Here is a 17,986-nt window from a genome sequence, read left to right on the forward strand (position 1 = left end):
TATCAAGCGACCTACGCATCCTGGTTTAGTTGAGCTGCGAGGCCTAGCAATTTTGCAAAAAAGATAAATTTTGTTTGGGGTAAAAAATACCCCAATCAAAATTTCCTATTTTTGCTTCATTGCTCCCAAGGCCTCTACGCATCCTGGTTTTTTTGATAGATAAATGATGTTACTTTTGTCAGGTTATATTGTGATGGATTGTAGATGGTTTCGGTAGCTCCTGCAAAGTAGAGTCCTCCAGGTACCAATGACTCGCTTATTTTACGGTAAATATCGTTTTTCACTTCATTTTTGAAGTAGATCATAACATTTCGGCATACGATGACATGATAGTTTTTAGGATAATCATCCGATATCAAGTCATGTCGCTTGAATTCAACGGTATGTTTGATCGAACTGTTAACGGCATACTTTCCCGCTTTTTCCTGAAAGTATTTGTCACGCAAATTGTATTCCAGATTTTTCAATTCATACTCGTTGTAAACTCCAACACGTGCTTTTTGTAAAATGGTTTCATCAATATCTGTAGCCAAAATTTTATTCTGTAATTTAACGTGATGTTTCGCTAAAATCATTGCGATAGAATACGCTTCAGCACCTGTTGAACAAGCTGCACTCCATATTTTCAACGAAGGAAATTTTGGAAGCAATTCATTGATCAGCTGCTCTTCAAACTCCTCAAAAATATCTTTGTTGCGAAAAAAGTCTGTTACGTTGATCGTGATATAGTCTAAAAATTTTTGTTTTGCTTCAGGATTTTTGTTGATGACATCTGCATATTCTTCCAATGTCTCAGCCCCGGCATTTTTCATACTGGTAGCGATCCGTCGCTGCAATTGTGTTTCTTTGTATCCATCTAAATTCAATTTCAGATTTTTAGTTGTCCATTGATAAAAGAATTCATAGTTTAGTTCCATTAGCTCACCTTTATCATTTGATTTAGAATCTCAGAGATCTTTTTTAATCCAATACATTGATCCACTACACCATTTTCGACAGCATTCTTGGGCATCCCGTAAACAACAGAAGTTTCTTCATCTTGTGCAAGGGAATAGCCGCCTGCAGCTTTGATGTCATACAGCCCTTGAGTTCCATCGTATCCCATTCCTGTCAGGATTACGCCTAGTACTTTAGAGCCATATTCTTTCGCTACGGATTCAAATAAAATATCCACCGCCGGACGAACGCCATGCATTTTAGGTGTAGACAATAAACGGATCGTTTTATTTTCAACTATCATATGGTAATTCCCAGGAGCAATGTATACGGCCCCTTGTTCCACAGGTAAACCATCTACAGCTTCTACAACGGTCACATTTGATTCAGCATTGAGGCGATTAGCGAATGACGCCGTGAAACCTGCCGGCATATGCTGCACCACAAGAACAGGTATTGATAGATCCGCCGGAAAAAGCGGGATCAGCTGCATCAATGCTCTTGGGCCTCCTGTTGAAGCACCGATTGTAATAGCTTCTACTTTTTTGGGGAGGTCTTGATTTGAAAAAACCGTTTTTTCTGAAATTCTTTTCCTTACTGGCGGATTTTTTTTCAGCGGTTTCTCTTTTCGCACCCATTCATTTTTAAACAATGATTTAATACGGTACTCCAATTCTTTTTTAAATTCAGTGGAAGTGTTCTTTAAATCTTGCGGTTTACCGATAAAATCTTCCGCACCACTTTCCAAGGCTTTTATAGTAACGTCTTCTCCACCTTGAGAGCTCATCATGATGATTCGAATCGATGTCTTTTCCTTGATGAGTTTTAAAGCTTCAAACCCACTAAGTCCCGGCATGTTCACATCCATTAAAATGATGTCCGGCTTAAGGGTATCTAATCTGCGGATAGTATCTCTTCCACTTCTAGAAGTACCAATGACTTCTAATCCCGCAGTATCAGAGAGAATATCCGAAAATATTTTTCGCATAAATGGCGAATCATCGACTATAAACACTTTAATACTCATTTCTTCATTCCTTTACCTTTCATAAAATACTAATATCGCGATTCGCATTTCGTACCTTCACTTCGAACTTACCTAGATCCACTATCATCGTTCTTCCTATATTACCGCCTGTATTTTGTCCCAGTAATGGAATTTTCATCTCGTTAAGACTGGCTATGACAGCCTTGATATTTCTCTCACCGATCGATTCGCCTTCTCCTTGGCTGGTAAACTGAAACATGTTGGCTCCACCTGCTATTTTTGCTACCAGCTGATGGTTCTTTGTTTGCTTTCTGATTTCTTCCACCATTTGCGGAAGAGCCAAATCAGCAAATTTTTCTACTTTATAGGGTGGTTTAAACATGGTACTATCCGGCAGCATGACGTGACTCAAACCGCCGACTTTAGTAATGGGATCATAAATCGCAATTCCTACACATGAACCCAATGCAATAGTGATCAACGTATCTGGATAAGTTGCCAATTTATAGTCTGATATTCTTACTTTTATTTCTTCTGACATTCATTGTTCACCACTTCTTTACATGCAGAAGAGGACTCGTTTTCCATCATTAGATTCATTCTGCTTTCTCTTTCGCAAATGTTTCTATAATCGATAACAATTCATCTTCTCCCTCATTTGAAAATAAGTTGTTCACTTCTATGACTGTAATGATCGTGTCTTCTGTTCTAATAATGGCGTGGATGCTTTTCTTTTTCTGTCCATCTGTTTTAGTTTCATTCGAAGACTGGAGTTGCTGATCGTTGAAATCTCGAACAGAAATCACATCATCTACGATCAAACCGATTTTTTGTTTTTTCCAAAAAGCTACAATCACTTTGGTTTGTTCTGTTCGTTGGTATGTTTCATTAAATAATCGTTCGTTCATGTCTACAATAGGAAGAACTTCTTCATTATAATCAATGACTCCTTTAATGTAGCTTGATGTATCTGGAATCAATGTTATATCTTCCAACAACAAAATTCGTTCAGTAGCATCAATATTTATAGCAATTTTTTGATGATTGCACATGAAAATAATGTGCTTTTCCATAGCTTCACCTGCTCTCTTAAACGGCTATGTCAACCGACCTTTCACTTCTTGACTGCGAAAGGTCGGCTGGCTGGCTCATTCTTTATATTCCTTCTAATGAAAGTTCCGTTGATTCTCCCAGAGTTTCACTGTCTTTACTTGCTGTATCTTGATCGTCATCTTGCAATTTGAACTGGTTGGCTACTTCGTTTAATTCTCCGGCTACCTTTTCCAAATCTGTAATGTGGGCACTAAATTCTTCCATTGTAGCTAATATTTCTTCAGCATTTGCGGAAACTTCTTCGGTTCCAGCAGAATTTTCTTCAGCTGAAGCTGCAATATTCTCAATAGAAAGCACTACTTCATCTTTTTTAGCTATAATGGATTCATTTAATTCCGACACACTGTTGATATCTTGCAGCAATAGATCCATTTCATCCGTAACCGTATTGGCTGCGTCAATAGCTTGATCGATAAAGGCCGTTTGCTTTTCGCTTCCCTCATTGGTTTCTTGTACTTTGTCCACCATGTTTTTAGATTTACGCTGGATAGTTCCAATAATTTGACTGATTTCTTTAGTAGAAGAAGAACTTTTTTCAGCTAACTTCCGAACCTCATCCGCAACGACCGCAAATCCTTTTCCAGCTTCTCCTGCTCGAGCCGCTTCTATAGCTGCATTTAAAGCTAACAAATTCGTTTGTTTAGAGATGTCGCGAATGGCCTGAACAATTTTATCCACATTTTGGATTTCAACATTGACACTATCAATGTTTTCTTTTAAGTTCATCATCATCGCAATAGTTCCTTGCCAATTTTCATACACATAGAACAGCTTTTCACTGCTGTTCATATTAGCATCAGAAGTATCATTGATATGAAGTTGCATTTTTCCTAAGCTGACTTCAATTTGATTGAATACATTCACTAATTCATCCATTTTATCGGCCGTAGTAGCTGTATCTTGTGTTTGTAATCCAGTTGCTTCAGCAATGCCCGTGATTGTCTCTGAGACTTCTTCTGTAGCTGAGGACGTTTGTTTAGAGATCTCTTGCATCGTTTCCGTCATATCCGTCAACAGAATGCTGTCATGCTGAATTTGCCCAACAGTTTGATTGAATCGAGCAGCCATTTCGTTAAAATGATACGCAATTTGCCCAAATTCATTGCTGTCTTCGCTTATTTTTGTAGCTTTGATCTCTTTCTTCCATTTAAGCAGCTTGCTTTCAAATGTAAATGCCAAATCATCTTCGGTTAAGCGAGCAGCTAAATCCCCATTTTTTAATTTGTCAAAGGCTTGAGCAAATAGGGATGTGATACGTGTCAAGTATTTTGCGACCAATAAAGCCAATAGGATAGCAATGACTATTCCAATCAGGATCAAAATCCATAACAACTTTATACTTGCACTTGTTTCAGGGGCCATTTCCTCTTCTTCCGCAATAGAATAAACGGTGAGGCCTAAGGTAGGCAATTTTTGGTAATAAGCGTCAATGTCCTCGTTGCGTTCGTTAGTGACAAATCCTCTTTCTTCATAAGCAGTAGTAAACAGAGGACTGCTCACAATGGAAGCATCTACTTCCGAAGCTTTTTGAGACATCAGCACTTTCCCGGCAGTGTCTGCTACAAAAAAGTAACCGGTATTTCCAATATTCAAATTAGAGATTGCATCATTGAATTCAGTCAATACTAGATCAAAAGCCAATACACCCATTAAAGATCCGCCTTGATAAATGGCTTTAGAACCTGTAACGATTTGTTCTGCAGTGGCCGTATTGGTATACGGTGCGCTCCAGTAAACTTTCCCTTTAGCGTCTAATGCGCCGGTATACCATTCTCGTGTGGTAGGATCGTAATTTTCGTATACTCCCGTTGTAGTGGCAATGATTTCTTTTTCTACAGGAGCATATAATGCATTTCCAATGTTGCTGTTTGTTGTTTGGATCATGCTTAAATTATTCCAAATATCTGAACGTACCGATTCGTCCTCAGCTATTTGCCAAAAAACTTCTTCTTTAGCCAATAAATCCAAACTGACTTCCATTGATTTAGCGGTTGCTTCTAATTGATTCGCTAAAATAGAAGTCATATCTTTTTCGCTGGCTTCAATGCGATCAGCCAGTAATTTATTTGAACTGTTCAAAGACAGTGCCAAAGCTGCAATAACTGGTACAATCACCAACAATACAATCAAAAAGATAACGGGATATTTAATACTTTTTTTCCGTTCTCCCTTTGTATGTGCCGCTTTTCTCCATTGAATGGTCTTTATTTTTCCCCACATTCGCTTTACTGTATCCAAAAATCTGTCAGCCATCGTTTATTCCCCTTCAACTATAAAGTCAGTGCATGTAAAAATCTCCTTTTAAATCAAACCCATAAACTGTCGCGTCTAACCTATTCAACAGTCGAATAGATCTTTTTATTCTGCTGTTAATGTAAAGTGCTGTACCAAACTATTCAATTCTTCAGCTAATTCTGAAACTTGGGCAGCACTTGCAGATACTTCATCCATTGAACCAGAAATTTCTTGTGAAGCTGCTGACGTTTCTTCGACTCCTGCAGCAGATTCTTCGGAAACAGAAGCAATATCTCCGATAGAAACATCCATTTCTTTACTGTAAGCCAAAATATCTTGTAAATTAGCCGTAATTTTATTTACGCCGCTTGTAATATGTGAGATTTCAGCATTGATTGAACTCAACGTCATTCCTGTTTGTTTGATTTGTGCTGAGCCCTCGGTTACTTCTCTGTATCCGCTGCTTAAAGAGTCCATTACATCGAAAGATTCATTTTGAATCGTTTGGACAAAGTTGGTAATGTCTTTCACTGAGTTAGAGGTTTGTTCCGCTAATTTACGCACTTCATCTGCTACTACAGCAAAACCTTTACCGTGTTCCCCTGCACGCGCTGCTTCAATAGCTGCGTTCAACGCTAACAAGTTCGTTTGATCTGCTACATCTTTGATAACTTCTACCAATTTAGAAATTTCATTGGTTTGAGTGTTCAATCCAAACATTTTTTCAACGGCTTGACTGACTACATTGTCAATTTTAGTCATTTGTTCTGTTGAAGTGTTCATGAGAACTTGTCCGTTTTCAGACATTTCCAAGATATGAGCTGATTTTGTCTTAGCTTCACTGCTGGTTTCGTTAGCATCTTCAATAATCTTCACAAATGAATCCATCATAACGGCTAGTTCAGAAGCTGTCTCTGCTTGAGTTTCTGATCCAGATGCCATTTCCTGCATTGTTGTTGCAATTTGTTCAGCACCGCTTTTCACTTCCAAAGTAGCTTGCGTCAATTCTTCACTATGGCTGGAAGTAGTAGCCGAAATCGCACTGGCTTCTTTTAACACTTCTGCCGTTTGGCTGCTCATTTCATTAGCTGCTGTCATCAATTCTCCGATTTCATCTTGAGAAGTAACCACAAGCGGTTCAGAACTTAAATCTCCGGCTGCCATAATTTGCATGCGTTCTTTTAATTGTTTGATTGGTTTAGTCATATTATTAGCAACGATCAAAGCAATTGCAGTTCCGATAATTACTGTAAGTACTGAAATAATCACTAAGTTAGTTACCATCCAAGCACCGGACTGATTAACTTCTTGAGCTATTTCTTGAATTTCTTCTTCTCGATGAGCTGATAGTTCGTTAAAGGACTGAATCAATGCATCTCCTCGAGGAATAACTTCGGTCAACATCGTCATTTCAGCATAGGCAGTGTCCTCTCTCTCCATTGCTGAAATGACCTCATCTGTAAATGCTCCCCATTTAGTCTTTTGGTCAACTAACTCTTCAGCTTCAGGTGAACTGGATTTAGTTAAAAATTCATTCTCTAAAGCAATACTCGCATCGATTCTGTCATTGAACTTCTCTAAATACTGTGTGTCATCTGAAATCACATAGGCTTGTAGTAAATTCATGCGTTCAGCCATATTATTTGCAATGCCTTCATCTAAAATCAATAATGCCATATCTTCTTCTAATACTTTTTTCACAGCGTTATTTTGATTCGTAACACTGAATAAGTTGAATCCACTGCTGATCAAGACCAATAAAATGATGACACCAAAATTCATTAACAATTTTCCTTTGATCGTTTTCGCATTAAATTTACCTTTTAAGCTCCGAGATCGTTTTTTTAGATTATCTAAGTTTGTTTCATTTATATTGTTTGTAGTTTCCATTAGTTCTATTCCCTCACTTTTCTTATGTACATTTCTTTGCCTCACCGATACCTTTTCTTCCCTCCTCTTTTATGAAGCCCTCCCTATTTTTATCGCTGTAACCCATATCGGAAAAAAACAGCGTATATTAAGGAAAATAATGTGAATACTTTGTCACATTTTTGGATTACTACATTTTATTTAGTGGGTCTTCTATTTATATTTGAATTGGTAAATGGAATGCTTTCTTGTATACTGAAATTATTGGTTTTATCGGCATAGAAAGGTTGTGTGCTAAGGATGCACGTTTATATTGATGCGGATGCAAGTCCAGTGAAAAATATTGTGATCGAAGAGGGATTAAAACGCGGTCTTCCAGTCACCTTAGTAACCAGTATTGCACATTATTCTACCACTGAGTATCCACCAGGAGTTCAGACAGTTTATGTCGATACCGGAGCAGAAGCAGCTGACTACCGAATTATGCAGCTGGTAAAAAAAGAGGATCTATTGATCACTCAAGACTATGGTCTAGCTTCATTGTGTTTAGCAAAAGGCTGTTTAGTTTTACACCACACTGGTTTCCGTTATACTGCTGACAATATCGATCAGCTGTTGCAATCTCGCTACTTGAGCGCCATGGTGCGAAAAAGCGGCAAACGGACTAAAGGACCGAAACCCTTTACTAATGAAGACCGGGATAAATTCAGAGAGTTGCTAAAGGGCGTTTTGGATTCTGTAGTATAAAAAAAGGTGCCAGCTATTTTTCGCTGACACCTTTTTTTGCAGCTGATTGGCTGAGTTAAGTAGTGTCTAAAGTGATGTGTGTGGGTTGTGTTTCTCATCGAGTGAGTGGTTATTTTGAGTTCACTTGATGAGTAAAGCGGGTTTTCTCATCGAGTGAGCGGTTATTTTGAGTTCACTTGATGAATAAAGCGGGTTTTCTCATCGAGTGAGCGATTATTTTAGACTCACTTGATGAATAAAGGGGAATGGAGTTCGTAAAAAGTACTTTTGTAGTGGCCATGTGTATGAGAATGTCTCGCCAATACCCGTTGAACACGCTGTTCATCATATTCTTCTCCACACCAAAGAGTAATGAGTCGTTTCGTGACGTTCAATCCCGGATAAAGCAGATGACATTCGTCTGCCGAACGTATGATAGCATCTGAGGCCGTTTCTTTATACCCGCAAGCAGAACAGATGCGATTTTGACGCGTGTTTATATGATCAAATGAAAAACAGCGCGGACAGATAATTCCTTTCTTTAACACGGAAAAATCATATTGTGGCAAATCAAGCGGTCGATAGTTATCTATATGCAATGCGCACAACTGATTAGCAAGCTGACTCTGAGCCACGTTTGTCACTGAAGTTATTTTTGCCATCTGCTCAAAGTGGCGGGGTAATTGGTTTGCGAATATAAATGGTTTATCCCTAGGAAGTTCATATAAATAAAAGTCTGGATTGATAAAGACGACTTTCGATTTTATTTCCATTTGAAAGCCAAGTTTACGGACTAAATTATGAAGAAGTGGCTGACTACGATGGACTTGAGTTAGAGGATCCGAGATGATGAAATCCGACTGCCCATGAAGAGCCCCGTTTTTGTAATCATAACTGCCAGAATAATTTTTTATTTCATAAAGAAAAATCGTATTTTCCTTTAAAATAAGACAATCAATTTGAAACATTTGTCCATTTTCCTTAAGCAATAAATCGTTTATCACGAGATTATCAGCTGGCAGGATTTCTGGATAGATGTCAAAATCTGTTTCACCTTCGAAACCCTTAGTATGGTTGGAATACTCTTTTTTTTCTAAAACTTTGAGGTCGGTTCGGCAATTCAAAGATTCTAAAACTCTAAGTGTCAATGGCTTGGATCGTTTCTTGATAATCATAAAAAAGCTCCTCTCACAAAATAGTCATTACTCTATACTATTCGCAAAAAAAGGTTTGAATCTTTAAATGAATTGGATTTTATTATTCAAGTGGAAATTTAAAATAAGTTCAGTTGACGAATAAAACGTGTTTTCTCATTAAGTGAACAATATTTTCAGGCTCACTTGATGAGTAAAGCCACTTTACGCATCAAGCGAACAATAGTTTTGGGCTCATTTGAGGAATAAAGTGTCACCCTAATACTTTCTCATAAAAAATGACTCCAAAAATTAGATTTTACTCTAATTTTTGGAGTCATTATCTTTCTCATTGCCACATCTTTTTATCTTGGTGTTCCAAAAATTTGAGTAGCGTAGAGGACTTCCCCATCATAATGAATACCTATGCCTACTTCTTCAAATTCAGGTTTGACCATATTTTCGTAATGCCCTTCACTGTTCTTCCAACCGTCAAAAATAACATCAGCCATACCGAGTTCATCTAAATAATAAGTAGCCATGGCTAAGTTTTCTCCTGCCAGTTGATAGCGGTATTCGTGACCTGTTTCTTCTAAAACAGTAAATGGATCGCTGCCATCCGGACGTGTGTGTTCAAACAATTCTTCCGTTTCGAGTGCACGTTGATCTGCAGCTAACTTTAATGGTTGGTTTTTCGTTACCGGTTGAACGCCTACTTCAGTTCTCAATTCATTGAGTAACTCAAAAATCCGATTTTCAATGATTTTGTAATCAATTTCAGCAGAACTATTTTCAATTGCTGTTTCTTGTTGTTGTTCAGTCTTTGAATTTGAGTTAGTTTCTTCTTCAGGCAAACCTACCTGCATTCCTGGACTGAATTCATTTGGAACAGGAATCATATCGACGACATCATACAATAATTGTCCGACTTGAGTTCCATCTAATATATTGGTCGCTGCCAGCCAAAACCCGAACATTATCGAAATTAAAACGCTAACGATAAAACCTAGTAATTTTGTCATCTAAGCTTCCTTTCTATTTTTTCTTAGAATAATTATACCAGATATCCACTTATCATGTTGTGAACAATTCTTTTTGACGAAAAGTGACCAGCAAATAGAAAAAAATGGAAGTAAAGCTATACAAAAACAAGCCACTCATCTTTAGCAGAGTAGCTTGTTAGATAGAAAATCAACTTAATCTTCTTTTAAAAGGATATTCAATACTAGTGCAACGATAGTTCCAGCTGAAATGCCTGAAGAAAATAATCCACCAAGAATGCCAGGTAATCCTGCCACAACTTCCGGTCTGAAAGCAACACCCAGACCCACTCCAATGGCAGAAGAAACGATCAATAAGTTGCGGTTGTTCATTTTGACGCGTGAAAGTGATTTGATCCCTGCTCCAGCCACTGTACCGAACATTAGAATTCCGGCTCCACCTAACACCGGCATCGGCATAATAGACACCAATGTTGCAAATTTAGGGAAGAAGCTCATTGAGATCAAAATAAATCCAGCAGCAATCGCTACAGTACGTGAAGCGTTTCTAGTCAATGGAATCAAACCAGCATTTTGACTAAATGTAGCAACCGGTCCAGACCCTAGAGCTGGTCCAATAAAGGAACCCACTCCATCTGCACGAACGCCATTTGCAATGTCCTCGTCAGATAATTTTGTTTGTGTTACTTCACCGATCGTTTGCATAACTCCCACTGTTTCAATAACCGTTACTAAATACCCAGCTAAGAATGGAATCGCAAAACGAATGTCAAATGAAATTCCAAATTTGAACAATTGAGGGAAAGCAAACCATTTTGCTTGAGCTACTTGAGAGAAATCTACCATTCCAAGCGGGATACAAACGATGTACCCTACTACGATACCGATCAAGACAGCTGCTGGTGCGATACGGCTGCTGCCATAATGGTTGATAGCCAGAATAATCAAAAATACAAGAGTAGCGATAATCAAGTTAAACGGATCTCCATAACTCGCAGCGCCTACACCACCGCCGACCCATTCAAAGGCAACTGGCATAAGAGTCATTCCCATCAGAGCAATGACTGAGCCCGTTACAACAGGAGGAAAAAATTTCATTAACGGTTTGACGAAATAACTAAGACCAATCTCCAGTAAAGCTCCCATCATCGTTCCGCCTAAATACCCTGCAATTCCGCCGCCCATCGTATTGATGACCGCATTAGCAGGACCGACAAAGCCAAAATCTGTGCCCATGATTGTTGGGACTCCAGCACCAACTCTAAAATGTTTAGGGCCGAAACCTTTTGATTGAATAATAGAAACAATTCCTGAAACCAATAATGCAGCACTGATCATATAGGCTGTATCCGTTACACCAAATCCAGCAATCCCAGCAATGACTAAGGGAACAGCTACCAAGCCTCCAAAAGCGGTTAATACATTTTGAAAACCTAAAATAGTTGTGGTCACAAGATCTGGTTTGTCCTCAATGCCATAGTTTAAAGTTAAACTGTCGTCCTGTTCCTTTAAATTTCCCGCGTTTCTGCCAACTACCTGATGCTGTATGTTCTCTTCCACGTTAATCCTCCTGTTTTAACGAACTTTTATTTTATGCTATTATCTAATCGTTCGTTTATTAATGTGATAGTGCCATTATAATCCCCGTTGTTAGAATTGTAAAGCATTTTAGCGAACATTTTTATATTAGTTATTTCAAATCATTCGCTTTTGTGCTCATTTCTATTCTTATAACACTTTCTCATACATAATATAGCTTAAATGAATTCTTTTTAAGAAATCATTGAGGACAATTTTATGTTGTGGTAAACTATAGACGTATTTATGAAAGCGTTTCCTACTATTCTTTATTGCTCGCTAATTCACATAAACAAAAATTTAAAGGAGGAATTACAATGTCAAACTACTTAGAATGGGATTTTTTGACAGATTTTGTTGAAAAAGCCTTTGTTGCTTATGGAGTACCAGAAGAAGATGCCAAAATTTGTGCGGATGTCTTATTGCAGTCAGACAAAAAAGGAATCGAAAGTCACGGTGTAAATCGTTTTAAACCGATTTACATAGACCGGATAAAAGATGGTGTACAGAATCCAGTCACAAACTTTGAAATTTTACGTGAAACTCCTACTACTGCTGTTGTGGATGGTCATGACGGAATGGGTCAAGTAATTGGATATCGTTCAATGAAAATGGCTATTGAAAAAGCGAAGAAATATGGCATGGGGATGGTGGCGGTTCGCAATTCTACCCATTACGGAATCGCTGGATATCATACGGATATGGCGGCTGATGCCGGATGCATCGGTATGTCCGGAACAAATGCTCGTCCTTCTATCGCCCCTACTTTTGGAGTCGAAAATAAATTGGGAACCAACCCGTTAACGGTTAGTTTTCCAACAGATGAAGCTTTCCACTTCTCATTAGACTGCGCAACATCTATTATACAAAGAGGAAAAATTGAATTGTATGCACGTGAAGGCAAAGATACTCCTGAGGGAACCGTCATTGGACGCGATGGATCGGCCCTTACCGACTCCAACCAAATTTTAAATGATCTCCAATCTGGTGAAGCAGCCTTAGCTCCATTAGGCGGAATCGGAGAAGAACTGTCTGGCTATAAAGGTTACGGATATGCTACTATTGTAGAGGTATTATCTGCTGCTTTGCAGCAAGGGAGCTTTTTGAGTATGTTGTCAGGAATCGGGGAAAATGGAGAAAAAACAAAATTCCATTTAGGACATTTCTTTATTGCGATCGATACTGAAGCATTTATGGGATTGGACAGCTTTAAGAAAACTGCTGGAGACATTATGCGCGAATTACGGACCTCTGAAAAAGCACCCGGAGCAGAACGGATCTATACAGCAGGAGAAAAAGAATATTTGATTTGGAAAGAACGGGAAAAAACAGGATTGCCGGTAAATGAATCTGTTCAAAAAGAACTGTTGGCGATTCGAGACGATGCCGGACTTACCGACTTTCATTTCCCATTTGAAAATTGAGGAGACCTTGATATGGATGTAAGAAAAGAAGCATTAGAAAAGCATTACGAATGGAACGGTAAAATTGAAGTGATCAGCCGGGCTAAAATCACAAGTCGTGAAGATTTAGCTTTAGCCTACACCCCAGGAGTAGCTGAAGCTTGCTTAGCGATTGAAAAAGAGCCTGAAAAAGCCTACCAACTGACTCGAAGAAATAATTTAGTCGGCGTTATTACCAATGGAACAGCGGTACTGGGACTAGGAAACATTGGGCCAAGTGCCTCTATGCCGGTAATGGAGGGAAAATGTGTTTTATTTAAGGAGTTTGCAGATGTAGATGCTTTTCCGATTTGTATAGAAGCAACCGATGTAGACACCGCTGTTCAGACTATTCAGCAAATAGCCGGCAGTTTTGGGGGCATCAATTTAGAAGATATCGCTGCTCCAGAATGTTTTGAGATCGAGCGTCGTTTGAAAGAATCATTGGATATCCCTGTATTCCATGATGATCAGCATGGTACGGCAATCGTGGTAGTAGCGGGACTGATCAATGCTTTAAAATTAGTCAACAAGTCCTTTGGAGACATCAAGGTCGTAGTCAATGGGGCTGGATCTGCTGGTATCGCTGTCGCTAAACATTTGCTCAGTTTTGGAGTCAAGGATTTGATCCTAGCAGATAAAAAAGGCATCCTGTCATCAGCTTCTTCTGACTTGAACAGTGAGCAGCAAAAAATGATGGACGTCACTAATTTGGATAATGTTCAAGGAGACCTCGCAACAGCATTAAAAAGAGCTGACGTGTTTATCGGCGTCTCTGCTCCCAACATTTTAAGTACTGAAATGGTCAAAAAAATGAACCGGGATGCGATTGTGTTCGCGATGGCCAATCCGACTCCTGAAATCATGCCGGATAAAGCTAAAGAAGCTGGTGTGGCAGTTATTGGTACGGGACGCAGCGATTTCCCAAACCAGGTGAATAATGTATTGGCTTTCCCTGGTATCTTCAAAGGCGCTTTAGCTGTGAGAGCCAGTGACATCAATGAGGAAATGAAAATAGCGGCTTCGGTTGCCATTGCTGAGTTGATTGAACCAGCTGAATTGTCACCCGATTATATTATTCCAGATGCGTTGGATAAAAGAGTAGCTAGTGTCGTAACTGAAGCTGTAAAAAAAGCAGCTGTTGAGACTGGTGTAGCTAGAATTTAATAGCTTTTCTATTGGGAAATAGGACTATCATAAAAATGAGATAGTCCTATTTTGTTGTCTTGTGATGGCTATTGCAAGAAATAAAAAAATGGAGACGGATCTTACTAAGTGAATAGCGGCCATCTCACTCTGATGAAAAGTCCGAATGGCTCTTAATAGGCAAATAGCAGCCATCTCACTCTGAGAAAAAGTCCAAATGGCTCTTAATAGGCAAATAGCGGCCATCTCACTCTGAGAAAAAGTTCAAATAGCTCTTAATAGGTAAATAGCAGCCATCTCACTCTGAGAAAAAGTCCAAATGGCTCTTATTAAGCGAATTGCGGCCATCTCACGCTGAGGAAAAGTCCAAATGGCTCTTAATAAACAAATAGCAGCCATCTCACTCTGAGAAAAAGTCCAAATGGCTCTTATTAAGCGAATTGCGGCCATCTCACGCTGAGAAAAAGTCCAAATGGCTCTTAATAGGCAAATAGCAGCCATCTCACTCTGAGAAAAAGTTCAAATAGCTCTTAATAAACGAATAGCGGCCATTTCGAACTAAAAAAAAGTCCAAATGGCTTTTACTAGCCAATAACAACTATTTGTGGGCAATAAAAAAAGAAGCTGCCTAAAAATCGACTCAACCCACTCGACTTTTGGACTAACTCCTCAGTTTAAACTATTAAATTACTAAGCTTAATTTTTTTTCACCACTACAAAGTAATTGTTTTCGCTATCTGCGAAATTAAATCCTTTACCAGACGATGTGGTCACCATCTCACCTACTGTTATGCCTTTTTGTTTGAATGTCTCATATAGTTCTTCTACATTTGGAGTGTAAAACATCAAAGATGGCGTAGTCAACGTCAGTTCAGGCTCTAATTTTGAAATATTTTTTTTGTCATGCAATATAAAACTGGTTTGTGCATCCATTGAAGGAACGATTTCTATCCATCTGATACCATTTTCAGTTTGGTCGTCTACAACAGAAAATCCGATTTGTTGTGTCCAAAAATTCTTAGCTTCTTCTTGATTATCGACGTACAACATAATTCTGCCTATTTCTTGAATCATATGTTGCTCCTTTCTTTTCTGCTCGCAAAACAAAAAGAGAACCTCTTGAAAAGCCTGTACTTTTCAAAAGGTCCATTATTTTTAAGACATCCCCGGTTTCAACACTACTTTAATGTTGTTGTCAGCTTTTTTATCAAATAAATCATACGCTTCAGCAGCTTTTTCCAAAGGCATCGTATGCGTAATGATATCGGTCGGGTCAAAATCTCCTCTTTCGATCATGTCGTATATCGTAGGCATCAAGTGAATAACTGGAGCCTGCCCCATTTTAATGTCCACATTTCGAGTAAAGAAATTCTGGAATGGGAAACTTGCAGCTGGTGTCATATATACTCCAGTGACCATAAGGGTACCGAATTTTTTAACACATTCACTCGCTGTTTGCAGTGGTGAATAAGAACCGCTTTGCAATGTTATAAAGTCTTTGGCTTTTTCTTTCGCTGGTTTCACTCCGTCCATTCCGACACAATCAATGACGATTTCGGCTCCGCCTTTTGTCATCTCGTACAATTGATCCCCAACTTCAGAAACATCAGAAAAATTAACGATCTCTACACCATTCATTTTTTTAGCATGTTGTAAGCGATGGTCTACATTATCGACGGCAATCACACGTTTGGCGCCTTTCATTTTGGCAAATTTTTGCACGAACAATCCTACTGGACCCGAACCTAGGACAATAACCGTATCGCCTGGCTTCATGCCGCTGTGCTCGACACTCCAATAAGCTGTTGGTAAAATATCAGATAAAAACAAGACTTTTTCATCCGGCAAATTGCTTTCAGGCACGACAAAGGAGGTGAAATCAGCAAAAGGTACTCGTAAGTATTCCGCTTGCCCTCCAGGATAGTTTCCGTTCATTTTACCAAATCCAAACAATCCACCTTGATCAAATATCGGATTCGGATTAGAATTGTCACATTGACTTTCCATATGATGGGCACAAAATTGACAGTCTCCACAGCCAATGTTAAACGGAATCACTACTCGGTCGCCTTTTTTAACTTTTTTGACGGCTGAACCCACTTCTTCTACGATTCCCATCGGCTCATGTCCGACCACATAATCTTCTTCCATTACCGGCTTTCCGTTATGGTACAAATGCAAATCAGATCCGCATATTGCTGTAGCGGTGATTCGAATCACCATATCTGTCGGCTCTTGAATCGTTGGATCCGGAACGGTTTTAACTTCCATTTTTTCATTTCCTTGCCAAGTTACTGCGCGCATACTATCTCTCCTCTTTTTATAAGATGATTGATGAAGCTGTGTATGTAAGCAGTTTAACATCTTTTTCATGGAGAATAAAAAGTTACGGCTTTAAAGAATGGTTCTTTTTCATCATTTTTTACGTTCCTTTTTCAATTGCGTCCAATGATTTTTGCGCATCAAAGGAAGGGCCACGGCTAACAGCACAGCTGTAAACGGAAAACCTCCATCTGAAGCCAACCATTCAAAAACGGATACCGGTACATATACGGCGTAAATAAAAATCATTAATCCTATGTAAATCTTGCGCCATTTTTTTTCTGATATAGACATATCTATTACTCCTCTCTTTCAGTATCTCACTAAAAAATACCATAATTTATATAAATTTCCTAACAGATAGAATTAGAGTTGAAACATTATTTTCAGATGCATTCAACTTGTAAAAAGTGCTACACTGAATACACATCACAATTGTATGAAAGGATGAAAAACATGGAATATATAGAACAATCCCTTTATTACCTTAATAATCAAGAGCAGTCCACAGAAGATCTCAGCCCATTTGAACAATTAAGCGGGAAAAATGTGTACGAAGTCATTCGAGTCCGAGAAGGGATACTTCTTTTTCTGGAAGACCATTTGCATCGCTTTAGACGGTCTGCTTTATCAGTTGGAATTCCTTTGGCAGAGTCAGACGACGTATTGACGGAGCGTTTGTACCAATTAGTAGCCAAAAATGAAGTCTCCAATCAAAACATCAAATTGATTTTAAATAAAGATGTAGGCTTGCTGTCTTTTTTTACTAAGAGCCCTTACCCTCCAGAATCGTACTACCGCACAGGGATGAAAACAACTTTGCTGAAATTGGAAAGACAAGATCCTAATATCAAGATACAGCGGGAAGAATACCAAAAAACGGTGCTGGCGGAACGTGAAAAGACGGGTGCCTATGAAGTATTGCTAGTTGACCAGCACGACAATGTCACGGAAGGCAGCCGCTCGAATTTATTTATCGTTAAAGATGGTAAATTGCATACGTCCCCGGCGAAAACAGTGCTGTTGGGTATCGTTCGTTCAAAAGTAGTCTCTATTTGTCAGGAACAAGGCATTGAGATCGTGGAGCAACCTATTCCTGCTGCCGAATTATCGGTAATTGAAGGTGCCTTTATCTCAGGAACCGGCAATGATGTCTTGCCGATTGCTTCGATTGATGACATTGTACTCGACCCTGCCAAAAATCCTATTATCCAGACCATCATGACTGAATACAAACAATTAACAGAAAGCTATATCCTGCATCACAAGAATCGGTGATCTGATAACAGAAAAAACACGAAAAGTTCCTTTTACTGAACTTTTCGTGTTTCTTTTTTTGCTCTTCATCTTCTATCGTTGGTAAAGAAATTTCTTCCGGCCTATGGGGTTGCTTATGGAACACCATGGGAACGCCTTGGTGCTGACCCCTAAAAGTTAGAGTTAAAAAGAAGTGTATTTTCTACTCACCAACGTCAAATGTTGTAGAACCTCTTTTTT

At 38.9% G+C, this 17,986-nt stretch carries 16 protein-coding genes; 4 read left to right on the forward strand and 12 right to left on the reverse strand.

All coding sequences use genetic code 11. From position 1 onward, the window contains the following. Positions 1-134: 134 nt before the first annotated feature. From ACEN4I_RS01910 to ACEN4I_RS01935, 6 genes are all read right to left on the reverse strand, one after another. The gene (locus tag ACEN4I_RS01910; protein WP_407101999.1) at positions 135-917 is read right to left on the reverse strand and encodes a CheR family methyltransferase; all 783 of its coding nucleotides are present in this window, start codon (positions 915-917) and stop codon (positions 135-137) included. Further along, positions 917-1,963: a chemotaxis response regulator protein-glutamate methylesterase gene (locus ACEN4I_RS01915; RefSeq protein WP_407102001.1), complete on the reverse strand. Its 1,047-nt coding sequence runs from the start codon at positions 1,961-1,963 to the stop codon at positions 917-919. Before ACEN4I_RS01915 ends, ACEN4I_RS01910 begins: the two co-directional genes overlap by 1 nt. A gap of 19 nt (positions 1,964-1,982) precedes the next feature. Further along, complete coding sequence (locus ACEN4I_RS01920) at positions 1,983-2,465, reverse strand: chemotaxis protein CheD (protein WP_407102003.1); 483 nt, start codon at positions 2,463-2,465, stop codon at positions 1,983-1,985. Between the two features lie 55 nt (positions 2,466-2,520). After that, a complete protein-coding gene (locus ACEN4I_RS01925; protein ID WP_079650667.1) occupies positions 2,521-2,997 on the reverse strand; it encodes a chemotaxis protein CheW in 477 nt (158 codons plus the stop codon). Between the two features lie 82 nt (positions 2,998-3,079). Further along, positions 3,080-5,290, reverse strand: a complete 2,211-nt coding sequence (locus ACEN4I_RS01930; protein ID WP_407102005.1) for a methyl-accepting chemotaxis protein — start codon at positions 5,288-5,290, stop codon at positions 3,080-3,082. 105 nt (positions 5,291-5,395) lie between these two features. Further along, positions 5,396-7,162 carry a methyl-accepting chemotaxis protein gene (locus ACEN4I_RS01935; protein WP_407096173.1) on the reverse strand — a complete coding sequence of 589 codons (1,767 nt, stop codon included), beginning with the start codon at positions 7,160-7,162 and terminating at the stop codon, positions 5,396-5,398. A gap of 279 nt (positions 7,163-7,441) precedes the next feature. Here ACEN4I_RS01935 and ACEN4I_RS01940 point away from each other — a divergent pair, with 279 nt between their 5' ends. Then, a complete protein-coding gene (locus ACEN4I_RS01940) occupies positions 7,442-7,888 on the forward strand; it encodes a YaiI/YqxD family protein (protein WP_407102007.1) in 447 nt (148 codons plus the stop codon). Positions 7,889-8,112: 224 nt separating this feature from the next. On the opposite strand, the gene ACEN4I_RS01945 is transcribed toward ACEN4I_RS01940, so the two are convergent. The 3 genes from ACEN4I_RS01945 to ACEN4I_RS01955 all read right to left on the reverse strand — a co-directional run bounded on the left by ACEN4I_RS01945 (position 8,113) and on the right by ACEN4I_RS01955 (position 11,561). Then, positions 8,113-9,042, reverse strand: a complete 930-nt coding sequence (locus tag ACEN4I_RS01945) for a nuclease-related domain-containing protein (protein WP_407096175.1) — start codon at positions 9,040-9,042, stop codon at positions 8,113-8,115. Positions 9,043-9,365: 323 nt separating this feature from the next. Then, complete coding sequence (locus ACEN4I_RS01950) at positions 9,366-10,022, reverse strand: CAP domain-containing protein (protein ID WP_407102009.1); 657 nt, start codon at positions 10,020-10,022, stop codon at positions 9,366-9,368. A 174-nt stretch (positions 10,023-10,196) separates the two neighbouring features. Further along, positions 10,197-11,561: a uracil-xanthine permease family protein gene (locus ACEN4I_RS01955; RefSeq protein ID WP_407102012.1), complete on the reverse strand. Its 1,365-nt coding sequence runs from the start codon at positions 11,559-11,561 to the stop codon at positions 10,197-10,199. A gap of 335 nt (positions 11,562-11,896) precedes the next feature. Between ACEN4I_RS01955 and ACEN4I_RS01960 the strand changes: the two genes are divergently transcribed. Together ACEN4I_RS01960 and ACEN4I_RS01965 are read left to right on the forward strand one after the other, a co-directional pair. Continuing rightward, the gene (locus ACEN4I_RS01960; RefSeq protein WP_407102014.1) at positions 11,897-13,003 is read left to right on the forward strand and encodes an Ldh family oxidoreductase; all 1,107 of its coding nucleotides are present in this window, start codon (positions 11,897-11,899) and stop codon (positions 13,001-13,003) included. A 12-nt stretch (positions 13,004-13,015) separates the two neighbouring features. Next, positions 13,016-14,188 (forward strand): NADP-dependent malic enzyme, encoded by a 1,173-nt coding sequence (locus ACEN4I_RS01965; protein WP_407096179.1) that lies wholly within the window; start codon positions 13,016-13,018, stop codon positions 14,186-14,188. A gap of 675 nt (positions 14,189-14,863) precedes the next feature. Here ACEN4I_RS01965 and ACEN4I_RS01970 read toward each other — a convergent pair. The 3 genes from ACEN4I_RS01970 to ACEN4I_RS01980 all read right to left on the reverse strand — a co-directional run bounded on the left by ACEN4I_RS01970 (position 14,864) and on the right by ACEN4I_RS01980 (position 16,783). After that, positions 14,864-15,241, reverse strand: a complete 378-nt coding sequence (locus ACEN4I_RS01970; protein WP_407127502.1) for a VOC family protein — start codon at positions 15,239-15,241, stop codon at positions 14,864-14,866. An 81-nt stretch (positions 15,242-15,322) separates the two neighbouring features. Then, positions 15,323-16,471 carry a zinc-dependent alcohol dehydrogenase gene (locus tag ACEN4I_RS01975; protein WP_407096181.1) on the reverse strand — a complete coding sequence of 383 codons (1,149 nt, stop codon included), beginning with the start codon at positions 16,469-16,471 and terminating at the stop codon, positions 15,323-15,325. 111 nt (positions 16,472-16,582) lie between these two features. After that, positions 16,583-16,783, reverse strand: a complete 201-nt coding sequence (locus ACEN4I_RS01980; protein ID WP_407102016.1) for a hypothetical protein — start codon at positions 16,781-16,783, stop codon at positions 16,583-16,585. A gap of 162 nt (positions 16,784-16,945) precedes the next feature. Between ACEN4I_RS01980 and ACEN4I_RS01985 the strand changes: the two genes are divergently transcribed. Then, positions 16,946-17,767, forward strand: a complete 822-nt coding sequence (locus tag ACEN4I_RS01985) for an aminotransferase class IV (protein ID WP_407102019.1) — start codon at positions 16,946-16,948, stop codon at positions 17,765-17,767. The last annotated feature ends 219 nt before the right edge of the window (positions 17,768-17,986 follow it).

It is taken from the genome of Desemzia sp. FAM 23990 (genome assembly GCF_045528485.1).
GTDB lineage: Bacteria > Bacillota > Bacilli > Lactobacillales > Carnobacteriaceae > Desemzia.